We start from the raw sequence: 15,680 nt of genomic DNA on the forward strand, positions 1-15,680 counted from the left end.
GATTAACGGATGTATTTATACCGTGTGCTGTGAACCAATTATTTGGAGTCTTCTTGTTTTCTACTGAGCAGTTTCCCCAGCTCTTCCAATGAGATTCCTTTCGTTTCGGGCATCATAAAGATTACCCAAAGTAATTGTAGCACCATCATAACCGCAAAAAAGATAAAAATAGGCCAAGGGTTATCTTTGAACACACCTATTTCCGCATCTAAAAAGGTAGGTGTGAGCAAGGTGATCAAAGCGGCGAATACCCAATGTGTCCCAGTTCCCCAAGACTGTCCATAAGAGCGAACTTTATTTGGGAATATTTCGGAAATAAAAACCCATATCACAGCACCCTGTCCAATAGCGTGGGATGCGATGAAAATCAAAATAAAGCTTAGGAGAAGCACAGAATTCGCTCCAGAATAAAAGCACCATCCCACCATGGCCAAACTTACAATGTAGCCAATGGAGCCAATGTACATTAACTGCTTACGACCCAGTTTGTCAATAAGCGAGATCCCCACAAATGTGAAAATCAAATTTATGACCCCGATGGATATGGAACTAAAGAGCGATTCCCCCGAGGCCAATCCTGCCCGTTCCAATATTTCCGGAGCGTAGTACAATACAAAATTAATACCGGATAGTTGATTGAAAAATGCGATTAAAAAGGCCAGTACCAACGGTTTGTTGTATTTGCCGGAAAACAGATTGTCCTTGGTCTTCTCTGTAGTGTCCAACAAAGCGACCTTTATCTGTTCCAAATGAACGGAAGCCTTATCTTTTGCAATGCCTAGTAGGGTAATGGATTCGATTACTATGGCATCTGCATGGTTTTTCATTAACAACCATCTTGGGCTGTTAGGTATTTTAAATACCATGATAGTATAAATAAGTGCTGGCAATCCTTCGATACCCAACATCCATCGCCAAGCTATACTTTCATCAAAAATTATCCCGATGAGGTAGTTGGATATAAAAGCAATCAAAATTCCAAAAACAATGTTGAACTGGTACATGGCCGTTAACCTTCCACGAGTCTGTGCAGTAGAAATTTCGGAGATGTATACAGGAGCCGCTACCGAAGAAGCACCTACACCTACACCACCTATAAACCTGAAAAGCGAAAAGCTATAAGGTTCAGGCGCCAAGGCGGAGCCGACCGCCGATGCAAAATAAAGCACCCCTATCCAAAACAGGGTTTTCTTTCTTCCCAAACGATCTGTGGGAATACCGCCGAAAAGTGAGCCTAAAACGGTTCCCCAAAGCGCCATGGACATAATAAAGATGCCGTGAAAAGTAAAAATGGAGTCTCCCAAAAACCAATTGGTGTCCCATATTTCTTTTATAGGTTGGTTGGCACCGGAAATAACCACTGTGTCGAACCCAAACAAAAAGCCCGCTAGGGCCGCTGTCAATGAAATTCTGAAAATACGCTTGTCCATATGGGATGAATTTTGTTAAAGCTAACCAAATTTTACAAAATGCTGGAAATGTATTTCATGATCAAGTCAGCTGCACCTCGGTTGGAGGTAATATAATTGGAGTTGATGTCCCCTATATTTTTAATGGAAATGGGCTTGTTCAACAGCTCGCCCATTAAATTATCAAAACTATCCTGGCTGGAAACGGGAATGATACCACCTTCGTTGACCAAGTCTTCTGCTTCCTTAAAGCCTTCAAATTGTGGTCCAATGATGATGGGGATTCCAAAAACCGCTGGCTCCATGGTATTGTGCAGTCCCGTGGCAAAACCACCGCCCACATAAGCGATGTTCGCATAGCTGTAAATTTTGGTCAGCAATCCAATGGTATCAATAATAAGGACATCGATCTCTTTTAGATTTTGGTTGCCCAATTCCGAATAACGTATCACGCTTTTTTTTAGAGCAGAGGCAATTTTATCGATATGCGCAGGCTTTATCTCGTGGGGAGCGATTACATACTTTATCTTTTCGTTGGAGTTGTTCATGTAATTGATCAGGATTTTTTCATCTTCGGGCCAAGTACTGCCCGCTACCAAGCACAATTGATTGTTCTTGAAACGATCCATAAAATCCAAATGGTTGTTGCGCTTCAATATTTCGGAAACACGGTCCAACCTGGTATCACCACCAATACTGGAATGGTTTAAGCCGATGGATTCCAAAAGAACTTTGGACTTTTTATCCTGAACAAAATAATGATCGAATTTCCGTAAACTCTCTCGCATAAAGCCCCCAAAGAACTTAAAATAGATCTGCCTTTCGGAAAAAATGGCGGAGACCAAAATGGTAGGAGTGTTTCTTTTCTTGAGATGATATAGGTAATTGGGCCAGACTTCATATTTGACAAAAATGGCTAGCTCTGGGTTCACCAGGTTTAAAAAGTGCTTTGCTTTGTAATTGCTGTCCATGGGCAGGTAAACTACCACATCGGCAACCGGAGTATCCTTTTTGACCTCGAAGCCCGAGGGTGAAAAAAAACTGAGAACCAATTTATGTTCAGGATAATTGGAGCGCAATCTTTCCAAAATGGGCAGACCTTGTTCAAACTCGCCAAGGGAAGCTACGTGCATCCAGATGGTTTTGTCCGTTTGGCTAAGTTGTTCTTCCAACAAGGGAAAAGTACTCTTTCTACCTTGCACGAACAATTTGATTTTAGCATTGAAAAGTGCGACTACTTTTAGCACAAGCCAAGCGAGGTTGATCAGGATATTATAAAGAAAACGCAAGGGCATCATTTTTCGCTAAAATACATTCTTTCGATCAGAGACCATTATGGCATCTTAATTTCTTAATTTTGACCTATTAATTTATTCCAATGAAAAAAATACAAATGGTTGACCTAAAAGGTCAATACGAAGGCATAAAAACCGAGGTCAACGAAGCCATTGCGGAAATCTTGGATTCCTCTGCATTTATAAATGGACCCCATGTTCACGCGTTTCAAAATGAGCTGGAAGAGTATTTGGGTGTAAAACATGTGATACCCTGCGCCAATGGTACCGATGCACTTCAAATATGTATGATGGGACTTGGATTGCAACCGGGGGATGAAGTGATCACGGCGGACTTTACATTTGCGGCTACCGTGGAAGTAATCGGTCTGTTGCAACTCACACCTGTTTTAGTAGATGTGGAACCCGATACCTTCAACATAAATGTGGAGGCCATTGAAAAGGCAATTACGCCTAAAACAAAAGCCATTGTTCCTGTACATCTTTTTGGGCAATGTGCCGATATGGACGGGATTATGGAGTTGGCCAAAAAGCACGATTTATATGTAATAGAAGATAATGCACAGGCTATAGGAGGCTCTTATTTCTCCAAAGATGGTTCTAAACAAAAAGCAGGGAGTATAGGGCATGTTGGTGCAACATCATTCTTTCCGTCCAAAAACTTGGGTTGTTATGGAGATGGAGGTGCCATTTTCACCAACGATGATGATCTGGCGCATACCATTCGAGGTATCGTAAATCATGGTATGTACAAAAGGTATTACCATGATGTAGTTGGTGTAAATTCACGCTTGGACTCCATTCAAGCGGCTGTGTTACGGGCCAAATTGCCTAAATTGGATCTCTACAACCAAAAGCGTTGGGAAGCGGCAGCAAAATATTCCAAGGCGTTTAAAGGACAAGCGCATATTGTCGCGCCAAAAATATCTTGCGGCTGCGATACCGAGAAAAGCGTTTGTGATTGCCACGTATTTCACCAGTATACTTTGAGGATTACCAATGGGAAACGAGATGAACTGGTACAACATTTAAACGATAATAACGTTCCATGTGGTGTGTATTATCCAGTTCCGTTGCACAAACAAAAGGCTTACGCGGACGACCGTTACAACGAAGATGATTTCCCTGTTACCAATCAGTTGGTCAACGAAGTGATTTCCCTTCCCATGCATACAGAATTGGATGATGAACAAATTGAATATATAACCAATTTGGTAATCGACTTTGTAAACAAATAAAAATGAAAATACTGGTAACGGGTGGTTTGGGCTTTATTGGTTCGCACACTGTTGTTGAATTGCAAAATGAAGGATTTGAAGTAGTCATTGTGGACAACCTTTCCAATTCATCTATCGATGTGTTAAACGGCATAGAAGCCATTACAGGTAAAAAACCCATTTTTGAAGAGTTTGATCTCCGGGACAAAGCAAAGGTTCAAGATTTCTTTCAAAAACATAGCGATATTATAGGAGTTATCCATTTTGCGGCATCCAAAGCAGTGGGGGAAAGCGTACAAAACCCTTTGCTGTATTACGAAAACAACCTTGGAGTATTGGTCTACATTCTTCAAGAATTGAAGAAAAAAGGTGGTGCAAGCTTTATCTTTAGTAGTTCCTGTACCGTATATGGTCAGGCAGATGAAATGCCGATTACCGAGGCCGCCCCTGTAAAACCTGCCGAATCCCCTTATGGCAACACCAAACAGGTGGGCGAGGAAATTATAAGGGACACCTGTAAGGTACATCCAGAGATCAAAGCCATTGCGCTACGCTATTTCAATCCGATCGGGGCACATCCATCGGGTAAAATCGGGGAACTGCCCATAGGAGTGCCACAAAACTTGGTGCCTTTTATCACCCAAACGGGCATAGGTCTACGGGAACAACTTTCTGTTTTTGGAGATGATTACCCTACCGAAGATGGTACTTGTATCAGGGATTATATCCATGTGGTCGATTTGGCCAAGGCCCATGTTGCCGCACTGCAGCGTTTGTTGGAAGGGAAGAACGAAGACAATTACGAAGTGTTTAATTTGGGTACGGGAACAGGAAGCTCGGTATTGGAAGTCATCCAAAGTTTTGAACGTGTTTCTGGGGAAAAATTGAACTACAAAATAGTGGACAGAAGACCTGGGGACATTATCCAAGCTTACGCCGACACTAAAAAGGCAAATGAGGTTTTGGGTTGGAAGGCAAAATCAAGTCTTGACGACGCTATGAAATCCGCATGGGAGTGGGAGAAAATCATAAGAAGTTAGGGTAGAGTGATCCCAAACTCCAATTTGTACGTAAATAGGGTATGCTGCCCAACCAAAATAACAGTTTGGAGTTGCTGAAGACCGTTCAGCAAGAACAACTCTATCAAAAATTGATTCACCAGCTCAAAAAGGATTTTGAATTGGCCAATGTGCCTATAAATCTGCCTTTGGACATATCCCCTGAAGAACTTAAAACCATTATTCACGAAAAAATCTATTTTTTGATCGTGGAAAAGTTTCCGGAGTATCTCAACCTCTTATATGTGGTGGATATATCGGAAGATCAGGTAAAAAGGATAGCTCCGTCCGATGTTGTTGATATTTCGGCAGAGGTATCCTTTTTACTTTTAAAAAGGGAATGGCAAAAAGTTTGGTACAAGGCCAAATATAGCAGCTGACCTTTGGTCAGACTTTTACGTAAATGCCTTTTTTGTCCATAAAATAGCCCACGACCCAGCAGGTGAGCATTACCCAAAGGGCAAACAGCAAAGAACCGACATGTCCGCCAGACCACGATATAAACACATTGTCGGCAATCCATCTGTAAAGTGACTCTCCATTAATGTCTATGGCAAAAAGGGTGATTATGAACAACTCCGATAATAAATAAATGAACAAAGTGTTTTTACCAAAAACCTCAAAAAAGTAGCTCCACCCTTTGGACTTCCTCATATCCAAAATGTAAATAAGAATGGCAATGGCAAAAAGGTCTATGCCGCAGGTAAGCAAAACAAACGAGCTTGTCCAAAGTTTTTTGTTGATGGGCAAGATAAGGTCCCATGCCAATCCTACAAAAACCAGGGCAAACCCGACCATCATCAATTTAGCCACCGTTTCAAAGTTTTGACCATTGTTCTGGATAAATCGACCAGCCAAATAACCGATGATCACATTTACAATGGCGGGAAGTGTACTCAATAGGCCTTCCGGATCAAAAGCTATGCCTTCCCCATGGTACATGTGGTTGGCGCCAATAAGCCATTCATCAAGTTTTAACACAGCATTACCCGATAAGGTGAGGTCGCCAAAACCAATTAAAATAAGATGGTATCCGACCAAAAATGCCACACTCAGCCAAATAGCTGTTTTTGTCTTCACAAAATGAAGAATAATGGAGGCAAACATATAACAGAGGGCAATACGTTGTAAAACCCCAAAAACCCGAGTCTCCGAGAAGGGCTTTAACTGTCCATCATCAAAAAATGGGTACCAATACATTAAAAAGCCGAGCAAGAATATAATCGCTGTTCGCTTCAAGACTTTTTTGAAAACAGCGGATTGCCCCATGTTTTCGTACTTCTTCATGCTAAAGCTCATGGAATTTCCCACTACAAACAAAAAAGTGGGGAATACAAGGTCGGTCAACGTAAAACCGTTCCATTCGGCATGTAATAAAGGTGAAAATGTAGTGGACCAGTTTCCCGGTGAGTTCACAATGATCATCAAGGCAACGTCCAGACCCCTGAAAACATCTAGGGAAAGGTACCTATTTTTAAGTTTGGACATGTTAAGTTGGTTTAGGTAGGCGTTCAAGTTAAATTATTTTTAGTTTATCCTGTTAATTTGAGTTAAAAATTTCATTTTTATTGCTTTCGTGTTCATTCTGTGATATAGTTGTAAATTTGAATAAGAAATTAAAGGGAATACAAGCATATAAATGCTAAAACCCGTATTTTTGACAAAATTTTCCATAAAGTTTTGGAGAAACAGAAAGAATGGACAAATATTCATTTTTAAACGCTGCGCACACTTCATTTTTTGCGGAGCAATACGATAAATATCTAACGAATCCCGATAACGTAGAGCCCAGTTGGAGGGCTTTTTTTCAAGGATTTGACTTTGGTTTGGAAGGTTCCCTCGAAGATTTGGGGGTCGAATCTGACAAAGGCGGAATGGTTGTGCTTTCCAATGGAAGGAAAGTGGAGATGCCCGAAGCCCTTCAGAAGGAGTTTCAGGTAATTCGCCTTATTGATGGTTACCGCTCTCGTGGACACCTCTTTACCAAAACCAATCCCGTAAGGGAGCGAAGAAAGTATGCCCCTACTTTGGACATCGAAAACTTTGGTCTGAACCAAGAGGATTTGGATACGGTTTTTGATGCAGGAAAGATACTGGGTATCGGACCGGCATCATTAAAAGAAATTATTCGTCATCTGGAAAGCATCTATTGTGATGCTATAGGGGTGGAGTACATGTATATACGAACCCCGGAACGTATCCAATGGATTCAGGATTGGCTCAATAAAAACCACAATCACCCAAATTACACGGCCGACGAAAAGAAGAATATCCTAAGGAAGTTAAACGAAGCCGTTTCTTTTGAAAGCTTTTTGCATACCAAATATGTGGGGCAAAAACGATTTTCTCTCGAAGGTGGCGAATCCTTGATTCCAGCGTTGGATGTGATTGTTGAAAAGGCAGCCGACCAAGGCGTAAAACAATTTGTTGTGGGTATGGCCCATAGGGGGCGTTTGAATGTGCTCACCAATATTTTTGGTAAGTCACCAAAGGATATCTTTAGCGAGTTTGATGGTAAGGACTATGAAGAAACCATCTTTGATGGTGATGTAAAATATCACTTAGGATGGACCTCTACCCGTGAAACGGACTCTGGGAAAATTGTCAATATGAACATTGCCCCGAATCCATCCCACTTGGAGACCGTTAATTCGATCGTTGAAGGAATTTCCAGGGCCAAGCAGGATCGCGACCATCAAGAAGATATTACTGAAGTGCTACCCATACTGATTCACGGAGATGCTGCTTTTGCTGGACAGGGAGTGGTGTACGAAGTAATTCAGATGGCTCGCCTGGATGGATATACCACAGGAGGGACCATTCATATTGTGGTGAACAACCAGATTGGGTTTACCACGAACTACCTGGATGCAAGGTCATCCACTTATTGTACCGATGTGGGCAAGGTGACCCTTTCCCCGGTTCTTCACGTAAATGCCGATGATGCCGAGGCCGTGGTGCATGCCACAACCTTTGCGTTGGAATATAGAATGCGTTACAAGCGAGATATTTTCTTGGATTTGTTGGGATACAGAAAGTATGGGCACAACGAAGGTGACGAACCCAAGTTTACCCAACCGTTATTGTACAAATCCATTTCCAAGCACAAGAACCCAAGGGACATTTATGCAGAGAAATTGATTGCTGAAGGTGTAATCGATGAGAACTACGTAAAGGAACTCGAAGAAAAATACAAGAACGATCTCGAGGAGGATCTTTTGGATTCCCGCAAAATCGAGAAGACCAGGATAACCCCTTTCATGCAAGATGAATGGGAAGGGTTTGAGCAAGTGACCGAGGAGGTAATGCTGAAACCTATGGATACCACCTACGACCTTAAAAAGTTGGATGAGGTGGCCCAAAGCATCACCAAGCTTCCCGAGAACAAGAAATTTTTGAGGAAATTGGTGCGATTGGTGGAAGGTCGCCATAAAATGTATTTTGAGGATAACAAGCTCGATTGGGCCATGGGTGAACTTTTGGCCTATGGATCACTGATTGAAGAAGGTTACGATGTTAGAATGACAGGTCAAGATGTGGAAAGGGGAACCTTCTCGCACAGACATGCCGTCATCAAAACAGAGATGCACGAGGAAGAAGTAGTGTTGTTGAATGAAATGGGTGACAACCAAAATGGAAAGTTCCATATCTACAACTCATTGCTTTCGGAATATGCCGTAATGGGATTTGATTATGGCTATGCCATGGCAAGCCCAAAAACCTTGACCATCTGGGAGGCACAATTCGGAGACTTCAGTAACGGAGCACAGATTATTATAGATCAATACCTATCTTCTGCAGAGGACAAATGGAAGCTGCAAAATGGATTGGTGCTTTTATTGCCGCATGGTTATGAGGGACAAGGGGCGGAGCACTCATCGGCGCGTATGGAAAGATACCTGCAATTGTGTGCCAAGGACAATATGTTCGTAGCGGATGTGACCACCCCGGCGAACTTGTTCCACCTCTTCCGTAGACAAATGAAAGCCAAATTCCGTAAGCCTTTGGTGGTATTTACGCCTAAAAGTCTGTTGAGGCACCCCAAGGTACATTCCACTAAAGAGGAAATGTCCAATGGCAGTTTTCAGATGGTGATAGATGACGCCGATGCAAAGGCGACCAAGGTCAAAACCTTGGTCTTCTGTACGGGTAAATTCTACTATGATCTTTTGGATAAGCGTGAAGAGCTCGAAAGGGATGATGTTGCTTTGGTGCGTGTGGAGCAGTTGTTCCCATTACCAGCAAAAGAAATGCGAAGCATTATCAAGAAATATAAAAACGCCGACGATATTGTTTGGGCCCAAGAAGAGCCAAGAAACATGGGGGCTTGGAGCCACATGTTGACGCATTTGGATGAGGCCAAGCAGTTTAGGGTGGCGTCCCGTAGATTCTATGGTGCACCGGCTGCAGGTAGTGCTGTGCGTTCAAAAAGACGTCATGCCCAAGTACTGGACTACGTTTTTGACAAGAGTAAGGATAACATGCAATTAAGATAATACAAGTATAAACTATAACAGAATGGTTTTAGAAATGAAAGTTCCCTCACCGGGGGAATCCATTACAGAGGTAGAAATCGCCGAGTGGTTGGTAGAGGATGGAGACTATGTGGAGAAGGACCAGGCCATAGCCGAGGTAGACTCGGACAAGGCAACATTGGAGCTTCCTGCAGAGGAGAGTGGAGTTATTACCCTTAAGGCCGAAGTGGGAGATGCCGTAGCCGTTGGCGAGGTGGTTTGCCTCATCGATACGAGTGCGGAAAAGCCTGAAGGTTCATCTGGCTCATCCGATAAAAAAGAGGAGTCCAAAAAAGAAGAACCTAAGAAAGAAGCGCCCAAGAAAGAGGAGTCCAAAAAGGAAACTTATGCTTCCGGAACACCATCTCCAGCTGCCAAAAAGATATTGGACGAAAAAGGCATCGAACCTTCATCCGTTTCAGGAAGTGGAAAAGATGGGCGTATTACCAAGGACGATGCTGTAAAGGCAAAACCATCTATGGGGACCCCAACAGGTGGTAGCCGTGGGGAGAGTCGTTCCAAATTATCCATGCTACGTAGAAAAGTGGCCGAGCGTTTGGTTGCTGCGAAGAATGAAACGGCTATGTTGACCACTTTTAATGAAGTCGACATGTCCGCCATCTTTGAGTTGCGCAAACAGTACAAAGAAGAATTCAAAGAAAAACATGGTGTAAGCCTTGGATTTATGTCCTTCTTTACCAAAGCGGTAATTCGTGCGTTGCAAATGTACCCGGCCGTTAACTCCATGATCGATGGTAAGGAAATGATCACCTACGAATTCTGTGATATCAGTATTGCAGTTTCCGGACCTAAAGGTTTGATGGTGCCTGTAATCAGAAATGCTGAAAACCTTTCGTTTAGGGGAATCGAATCTGAAGTAAAACGTTTGGCGATTCGAGCCAGGGAAGGTGAGATCACTGTGGATGAGATGACAGGTGGTACCTTTACCATTACGAACGGTGGTGTATTTGGTTCTATGTTATCTACCCCGATCATCAACCCACCACAGAGTGGGATTTTGGGTATGCACAACATTGTGGAGCGCGCGATTGTTAGGGACGGGGCCATTGCCATTGCACCTGTAATGTACGTAGCGCTTTCTTACGACCACAGAATTATTGATGGTAAGGAATCCGTTGGGTTCTTGGTCGCTGTTAAAGAAGCATTGGAAAGTCCAGAAGATTTGTTGATGGACGGCAACGTGAAAAAAGCGTTGGAATTATAAAATAATGTCACCTCGAGCATGGCTGCTGAGCGAAGTCGAAGTGCAAGCGAGAGGTCCAATAACAAATGCCTTTACTTTTTTAAGTAGAGGCATTTTTTGTTGTAATCGATCACAGCTTTTCCCTTTTTAAGTACATCGGCGCCAATGATTCCATCTACAGGCAGGGCATTGTGGGCTACCAAGGCTTGGTTTACGTGGGTTAGGTCAAAAAGAACGACCTTCTGCTTTTTCTTTTTCCAGTTCCCTATCCGGATTTTGTTTTTGTTGGATATCAACGTTTCCATTTCCGTGGCACCGGCACCGGCCGCTTTAATGTCCGTAGCTTCTGAGGCCATTTCAAAAAATTCGATTTTGTCCATTCCCACGCAGGTGTTGGAGGCTCCCGTATCCAATATAAACTTACCTGTAACGCCGTTGATACTGGCAACGAGTTCAAAGTGGTTGGTTTCGGTCAATACCAAAGGTATTTTAATGTATGCTTTGGATTTGAGGAATTTTTTGAGTGATGCCATAGGAAAATATGCTCTTGACGAATCTTTAATCGGAAACAAAGTTTTGGGACATCTAAGATAAGCCTATTTTTGCGATATGATTATTACAGATACCCATACCCATTTATATAGTGAGGCCTTTGATGAGGATAGAAGTGAAATGATGCAACGTGCCCTGGATGCAGGGGTGAAGCGCTTTTTTATTCCCGCCATCGATTCAACCTACACCCAATCCATGTTGGATTTGGAAACCCATTACCCCGATAATGTTTTTTTGATGATGGGCTTGCACCCAACACACGTCAAAGAAAATTATAAAGACGAATTGGCCCATGTGGAAGAATGGTTGTCCAAGAAAAAGTTTTATGCCGTTGGTGAAATAGGGGTAGACCTATATTGGGACAAGACCTTTCTCAAGGAGCAGCAAGAAGCCTTTGCCTATCAGATCCGGTTGGCGAAAAAACATCAATTGCCAATAGTGATCCATTGCCGTGATGCCTTTGATGAGGTGTTCGAAGTGCTGGAACAGGAAAAAGGGGAGGGCCTCTTCGGGATTTTCCATTGTTTTACGGGAACTTTGGAACAGGCCCACCAAGCCCTATCCTACAACATGAAGTTGGGTATTGGGGGCGTGGTCACCTTTAAAAATGGAAAAATCGATAAATTTTTGAACGAAATCGACCTGAAACACATTGTGCTGGAAACGGATGCTCCGTATTTGGCACCGACGCCCTATCGCGGAAAACGTAACGAAAGCTCTTATATCATAAAGGTGTTGGAAAAACTATCTTCCATATATAATAAGCCTGAAGAAGAGATCGCGGCAATCACTATGGAAAACTCCAAGGAAATCTTTGGAATCTGATCTATGAAAAAAAAGACCAATATATTGCTGATCTATACCGGGGGTACCATCGGTATGGTAAAGGATTATAAAACCGGCGCACTCAAGGCGTTCAATTTTGATGAACTGGTAAAGAATATTCCAGAGCTGAAACAATTGGACTGTAATCTTAGGGGCGTATCGTTCGATAATCCGATAGACTCCTCCAATATGAATCCGCATTATTGGGCGGTCATTGCATCCATTATCGAGGAGCATTACGAGGATAATGATGGTTTTGTGGTGCTTCATGGCAGTGATACCATGAGTTATTCTGCATCGGCATTGAGCTTTATGTTGGAAAATTTACAGAAGCCGGTCATCTTCACGGGCTCTCAATTGCCCATAGGTGATTTGCGCACCGATGCGAAGGAGAACCTGATTACTTCCATCGAGATTGCTGCACTTCAGAAAAAAGGGAAACCGGTATTGCAGGAAGTAGGGCTGTATTTTGAATATAAACTTTATCGGGGCAACCGCACCACCAAGATAAATGCCGAACATTTTGAGGCTTTTGATTCGTTGAACTACCCACCTTTGGTGGAATCGGGAGTTCATTTAAAAGTGCATCAGAACTATTTGATCAAAAAAGTGACGAAAAATAAGTCGTTACAGGTCCATAAAAAAATGGACAATCGGGTGGCGATACTAAAGTTATTTCCTGGAATCAACCAAAATGTGCTGCAATCAGTCCTTGCTATTCCCGATTTAAAGGCATTGATTCTGGAAACCTATGGTGCGGGGAACGCTCCTATGGATGGATGGTTTCTGAATGCGATAAAAAATTCAGTGGAAAATGGTTTGCATATAATCAATGTGACACAATGCTCGGGAGGAAGTGTTTTTATGGGGCATTACGAGACCAGTGAAAAACTCAGGGAGATGCAACTTGTTAACGGCAAGGATATTACAACCGAGGCTGCTATTACAAAGGCGATGTACCTATTGGGGACAGGGGTTCCCGACAAATTGTTCAAGACAATTTTCGAGACACCACTTCGCGGTGAAATGGTGTAAAATTAACGCTTCAAATTTCTATAACTAATTATTTTTTTGTTTATTGGTCGCCCTAAATGAAACAATAGAGAGGTGGCCGAGTGGTCGAAGGCGCACGCCTGGAAAGTGTGTATACACCAAAAGTGTATCGAGGGTTCGAATCCCTTCCTCTCTGCAAGGTATTTTAGTTTTTCTATTATAAAATTTTTATATCTTTAACATTATTAACTAACTAAATTTAAGTTTAAGTAAAATGAAAAAAATATCCTTTACTCTGGCGGCTGCCGGAATGTTTGTGATGGGAACTACAACTGCGTCTGCAGCAATGTTGCAAGAAGAAGCTGAAGCCAGCAAAGGTTTCACCCAAGTGTTAAAAGAGCAATTTATCCAAGGAGGTCCTGCCTTTATGGGTATTGTACTTCTATGTTTGATCTTGGGATTGGCTGTAGCCATCGAAAGAATTATTTATTTGAATTTGGCAACTACAAACTCCACTAAGTTGAAACAACAAGTTGAGGACGCCTTGACTTCCGGTGGTGTTGAAGCTGCTAAAGAAGTTTGTAGAAACACTAAAGGACCTGTTGCTTCTATCTACTACCAAGGTTTGGATAGAGTTGATGAAGGAATCGAGTCTGCTGAAAAAGCTGTAGTTGCATACGGTGGTGTTCAAATGGGTCAATTGGAGAAAAACGTTTCCTGGTTGTCTTTGTTTATCGCTATTGCTCCCATGCTTGGGTTCATGGGTACGGTAATCGGTATGATTCAAGCCTTCCAGAAAATTGCTGCAGTAGGTAACTTGAGTGCTTCCTTGATTGCAGGTGATATCCAGGTAGCGTTGTTGACAACCGTATTCGGTTTGATCACAGCGATTATCCTTCAGATTTTCTACAACTATATTATTGCTAAAATCGATAGTATCGTAAATGACATGGAAGACAGCTCAATTGCATTGATTGACATGTTGGCTGCCCATAAGAAATAATTACGAATTAAAAACTATCGAGAATCATGAATAAAATAGTAAAAATATTACTCATCGTCATCGGATTGGTTGCAGCCGTTCTTTGGTTCTCTCTTCCGTCTGCCGATGATCCAGGTGCCATAAACAGTGGATCAATGAACTTCATGTTCATTATTATGTACATCTTGTTGGCTATTGCAGTTGTAACTTCAGTAGTTTTCGGATTGGCAAAACTGTTTACCACAAAAGGAAGTTTAAAGAAAGCTCTTTTCGCAATAGGAGGATTGGCTATTGTTGTAGCTGTATCATACGGGCTTTCTTCTGATAACATGGCTGTGGTTGAAGCTATGTCCGAAAGAGGCGTAGAGACCACGGAAGGAACTGTGAAAAACATTGGAATGGGATTGAACGTATTCTTTATCCTAACCGTTATCGCGGTGATTCTAATGGTTTTCCCAGGATTGAAAAGAATGTTTATTAAGTAAAAAGTTTTATTATGCCTAGAAGAAAAGGAGCGCCGGAAGTAAATGCTGGTTCCATGGCGGATATCGCTTTCCTCTTGCTTATCTTTTTCTTGGTGACTACCACTATAGAAACAGATGCAGGTTTGGATCGTATGTTGCCGCCGTTCGAGCCGCCAAATGAAGAACCGCCTGTAATTAAGCAGAAAAACATTTTTACTGTGAACATCAACAGGAATGGTCAGCTTTTGGTTGAAGATCAATTAATGGAAATCAGTGATTTGAGAGAGGCTGCTTCTAAGTTTCTTGAAAATGGAGCTGATGGTTCTTGCGATTACTGCAAGGGTAGAAAAGATCCTGCCTCATCGGATAATCCAACAAAAGCCATTATTTCATTGAAAAATGATCGGGAAACCAAGTATAGTACCTACATTACCGTTCAGAACGAATTGGTAGGTGCATACAACGACTTACGGAACCGTGAAGCCCAACGTATTTATGGTAGGGATTTTACCGATATGGAGGCGGAGTACCTTAATCCGGAAACTCCTTCAAACGTAAGAGATGAGTTGAAGGACAAAGTGAAGCGTATCCAGGATATGTTCCCACAAAAGCTTTCAGAAGCTGAAACAACAACCAATTAAACTATATTTAATATGGCTAAGTTTACCAAAAAGAAAGATGGCGATTTGCCAGCGGTGTCAACAGCTTCGTTGCCTGATATCGTTTTCATGTTGTTATTTTTCTTTATGACAGTAACCACAATGAAAGATAGTTCCTTAATGGTTGCTAATACCCTTCCCAATGCTTCTGAAATAAAGAAGTTGGAAAAGAAGGATCGCGTAATTTACATTTATGTAGGTACACCTACGCAAGAATATCAAAAGGTTTTTGGTACAGAACCAAAAATTCAGTTGAATGATAAATTTGCCAATGTGGACGAAGTAGGTTCATTTATTTTGGCAGAACGTGCAAAGAAACCGCAAGAACTTCAAAATGTATTGACTACTGCTTTAAAAGTTGACAAGAACGCCAATATGGGTCTTATCACTGATATTAAGCAAGAATTGAGAAAAGTAAATGCCCTTAAAGTGAATTATACCACTTACGAAGGAGATGCTTTTAACAATCTACAGTAGGCAATAGCTTAGATTTAGTGGGAAACGCTCC

At 42.1% G+C, this 15,680-nt stretch carries 15 protein-coding genes and 1 tRNA gene; 12 read left to right on the forward strand and 4 right to left on the reverse strand.

The features are described from left to right. Positions 1–38 precede the first annotated feature (38 nt). Together J0654_RS12715 and J0654_RS12720 are read right to left on the reverse strand one after the other, a co-directional pair. The gene (locus J0654_RS12715) at positions 39–1,430 is read right to left on the reverse strand and encodes a sugar porter family MFS transporter (RefSeq protein WP_207029462.1); all 1,392 of its coding nucleotides are present in this window, start codon (positions 1,428–1,430) and stop codon (positions 39–41) included. A gap of 32 nt (positions 1,431–1,462) precedes the next feature. Further along, entirely contained in the window at positions 1,463–2,704 is a 1,242-nt protein-coding gene (locus J0654_RS12720; RefSeq protein WP_207029620.1) for a 3-deoxy-D-manno-octulosonic acid transferase, read from the reverse strand. Between the two features lie 83 nt (positions 2,705–2,787). On the opposite strand from J0654_RS12720, the gene J0654_RS12725 reads away from it, so the two are divergent. From J0654_RS12725 to J0654_RS12735, 3 genes are read left to right on the forward strand one after another with little or no spacing between them, the layout of a single operon-like run. Beyond that, positions 2,788–3,942 (forward strand): DegT/DnrJ/EryC1/StrS family aminotransferase, encoded by a 1,155-nt coding sequence (locus J0654_RS12725; RefSeq protein WP_207029463.1) that lies wholly within the window; start codon positions 2,788–2,790, stop codon positions 3,940–3,942. A gap of 2 nt (positions 3,943–3,944) precedes the next feature. Further along, positions 3,945–4,961, forward strand: a complete 1,017-nt coding sequence (gene galE, locus J0654_RS12730) for a UDP-glucose 4-epimerase GalE (protein ID WP_207029464.1) — start codon at positions 3,945–3,947, stop codon at positions 4,959–4,961. Positions 4,962–5,002: 41 nt separating this feature from the next. Next, complete coding sequence (locus tag J0654_RS12735; RefSeq protein ID WP_207029465.1) at positions 5,003–5,359, forward strand: hypothetical protein; 357 nt, start codon at positions 5,003–5,005, stop codon at positions 5,357–5,359. 7 nt (positions 5,360–5,366) lie between these two features. Here J0654_RS12735 and J0654_RS12740 read toward each other — a convergent pair whose 3' ends face one another. Next, positions 5,367–6,467, reverse strand: a complete 1,101-nt coding sequence (locus J0654_RS12740; protein WP_237685984.1) for an acyltransferase family protein — start codon at positions 6,465–6,467, stop codon at positions 5,367–5,369. Positions 6,468–6,676: 209 nt separating this feature from the next. Here J0654_RS12740 and J0654_RS12745 point away from each other — a divergent pair, with 209 nt between their 5' ends. Then, the gene (locus J0654_RS12745; RefSeq protein ID WP_207029467.1) at positions 6,677–9,475 is read left to right on the forward strand and encodes a 2-oxoglutarate dehydrogenase E1 component; all 2,799 of its coding nucleotides are present in this window, start codon (positions 6,677–6,679) and stop codon (positions 9,473–9,475) included. Between the two features lie 22 nt (positions 9,476–9,497). Next, entirely contained in the window at positions 9,498–10,718 is a 1,221-nt protein-coding gene (odhB, locus tag J0654_RS12750) for a 2-oxoglutarate dehydrogenase complex dihydrolipoyllysine-residue succinyltransferase (protein WP_207029468.1), read from the forward strand. Between the two features lie 71 nt (positions 10,719–10,789). Here odhB and J0654_RS12755 read toward each other — a convergent pair whose 3' ends face one another. Then, positions 10,790–11,230: a retropepsin-like aspartic protease family protein gene (locus J0654_RS12755; protein WP_207029469.1), complete on the reverse strand. Its 441-nt coding sequence runs from the start codon at positions 11,228–11,230 to the stop codon at positions 10,790–10,792. 76 nt (positions 11,231–11,306) lie between these two features. On the opposite strand from J0654_RS12755, the gene J0654_RS12760 reads away from it, so the two are divergent. The 7 genes from J0654_RS12760 (at position 11,307) to J0654_RS12790 (ending at position 15,649) form a co-directional block, all read left to right on the forward strand. Next, the gene (locus J0654_RS12760) at positions 11,307–12,074 is read left to right on the forward strand and encodes a TatD family hydrolase (RefSeq protein WP_207029470.1); all 768 of its coding nucleotides are present in this window, start codon (positions 11,307–11,309) and stop codon (positions 12,072–12,074) included. A 3-nt stretch (positions 12,075–12,077) separates the two neighbouring features. Beyond that, a complete protein-coding gene (locus tag J0654_RS12765) occupies positions 12,078–13,109 on the forward strand; it encodes an asparaginase (protein ID WP_207029471.1) in 1,032 nt (343 codons plus the stop codon). Positions 13,110–13,175: 66 nt separating this feature from the next. Next, positions 13,176–13,263: transfer RNA gene (locus J0654_RS12770), tRNA-Ser, on the forward strand. A gap of 78 nt (positions 13,264–13,341) precedes the next feature. Further along, positions 13,342–14,070, forward strand: coding sequence for a MotA/TolQ/ExbB proton channel family protein (locus tag J0654_RS12775; protein ID WP_207029472.1), 729 nt, complete (start codon positions 13,342–13,344; stop codon positions 14,068–14,070). Between the two features lie 26 nt (positions 14,071–14,096). Then, positions 14,097–14,534, forward strand: coding sequence for a hypothetical protein (locus tag J0654_RS12780; RefSeq protein WP_207029473.1), 438 nt, complete (start codon positions 14,097–14,099; stop codon positions 14,532–14,534). A gap of 11 nt (positions 14,535–14,545) precedes the next feature. Beyond that, positions 14,546–15,154, forward strand: a complete 609-nt coding sequence (locus tag J0654_RS12785) for an ExbD/TolR family protein (protein WP_207029474.1) — start codon at positions 14,546–14,548, stop codon at positions 15,152–15,154. A 12-nt stretch (positions 15,155–15,166) separates the two neighbouring features. Next, entirely contained in the window at positions 15,167–15,649 is a 483-nt protein-coding gene (locus J0654_RS12790) for an ExbD/TolR family protein (protein ID WP_207029475.1), read from the forward strand. Positions 15,650–15,680: the final 31 nt, after the last annotated feature.

It is taken from the genome of Flagellimonas profundi, from assembly GCF_017313275.1.
GTDB lineage: Bacteria > Bacteroidota > Bacteroidia > Flavobacteriales > Flavobacteriaceae > Flagellimonas > Flagellimonas profundi.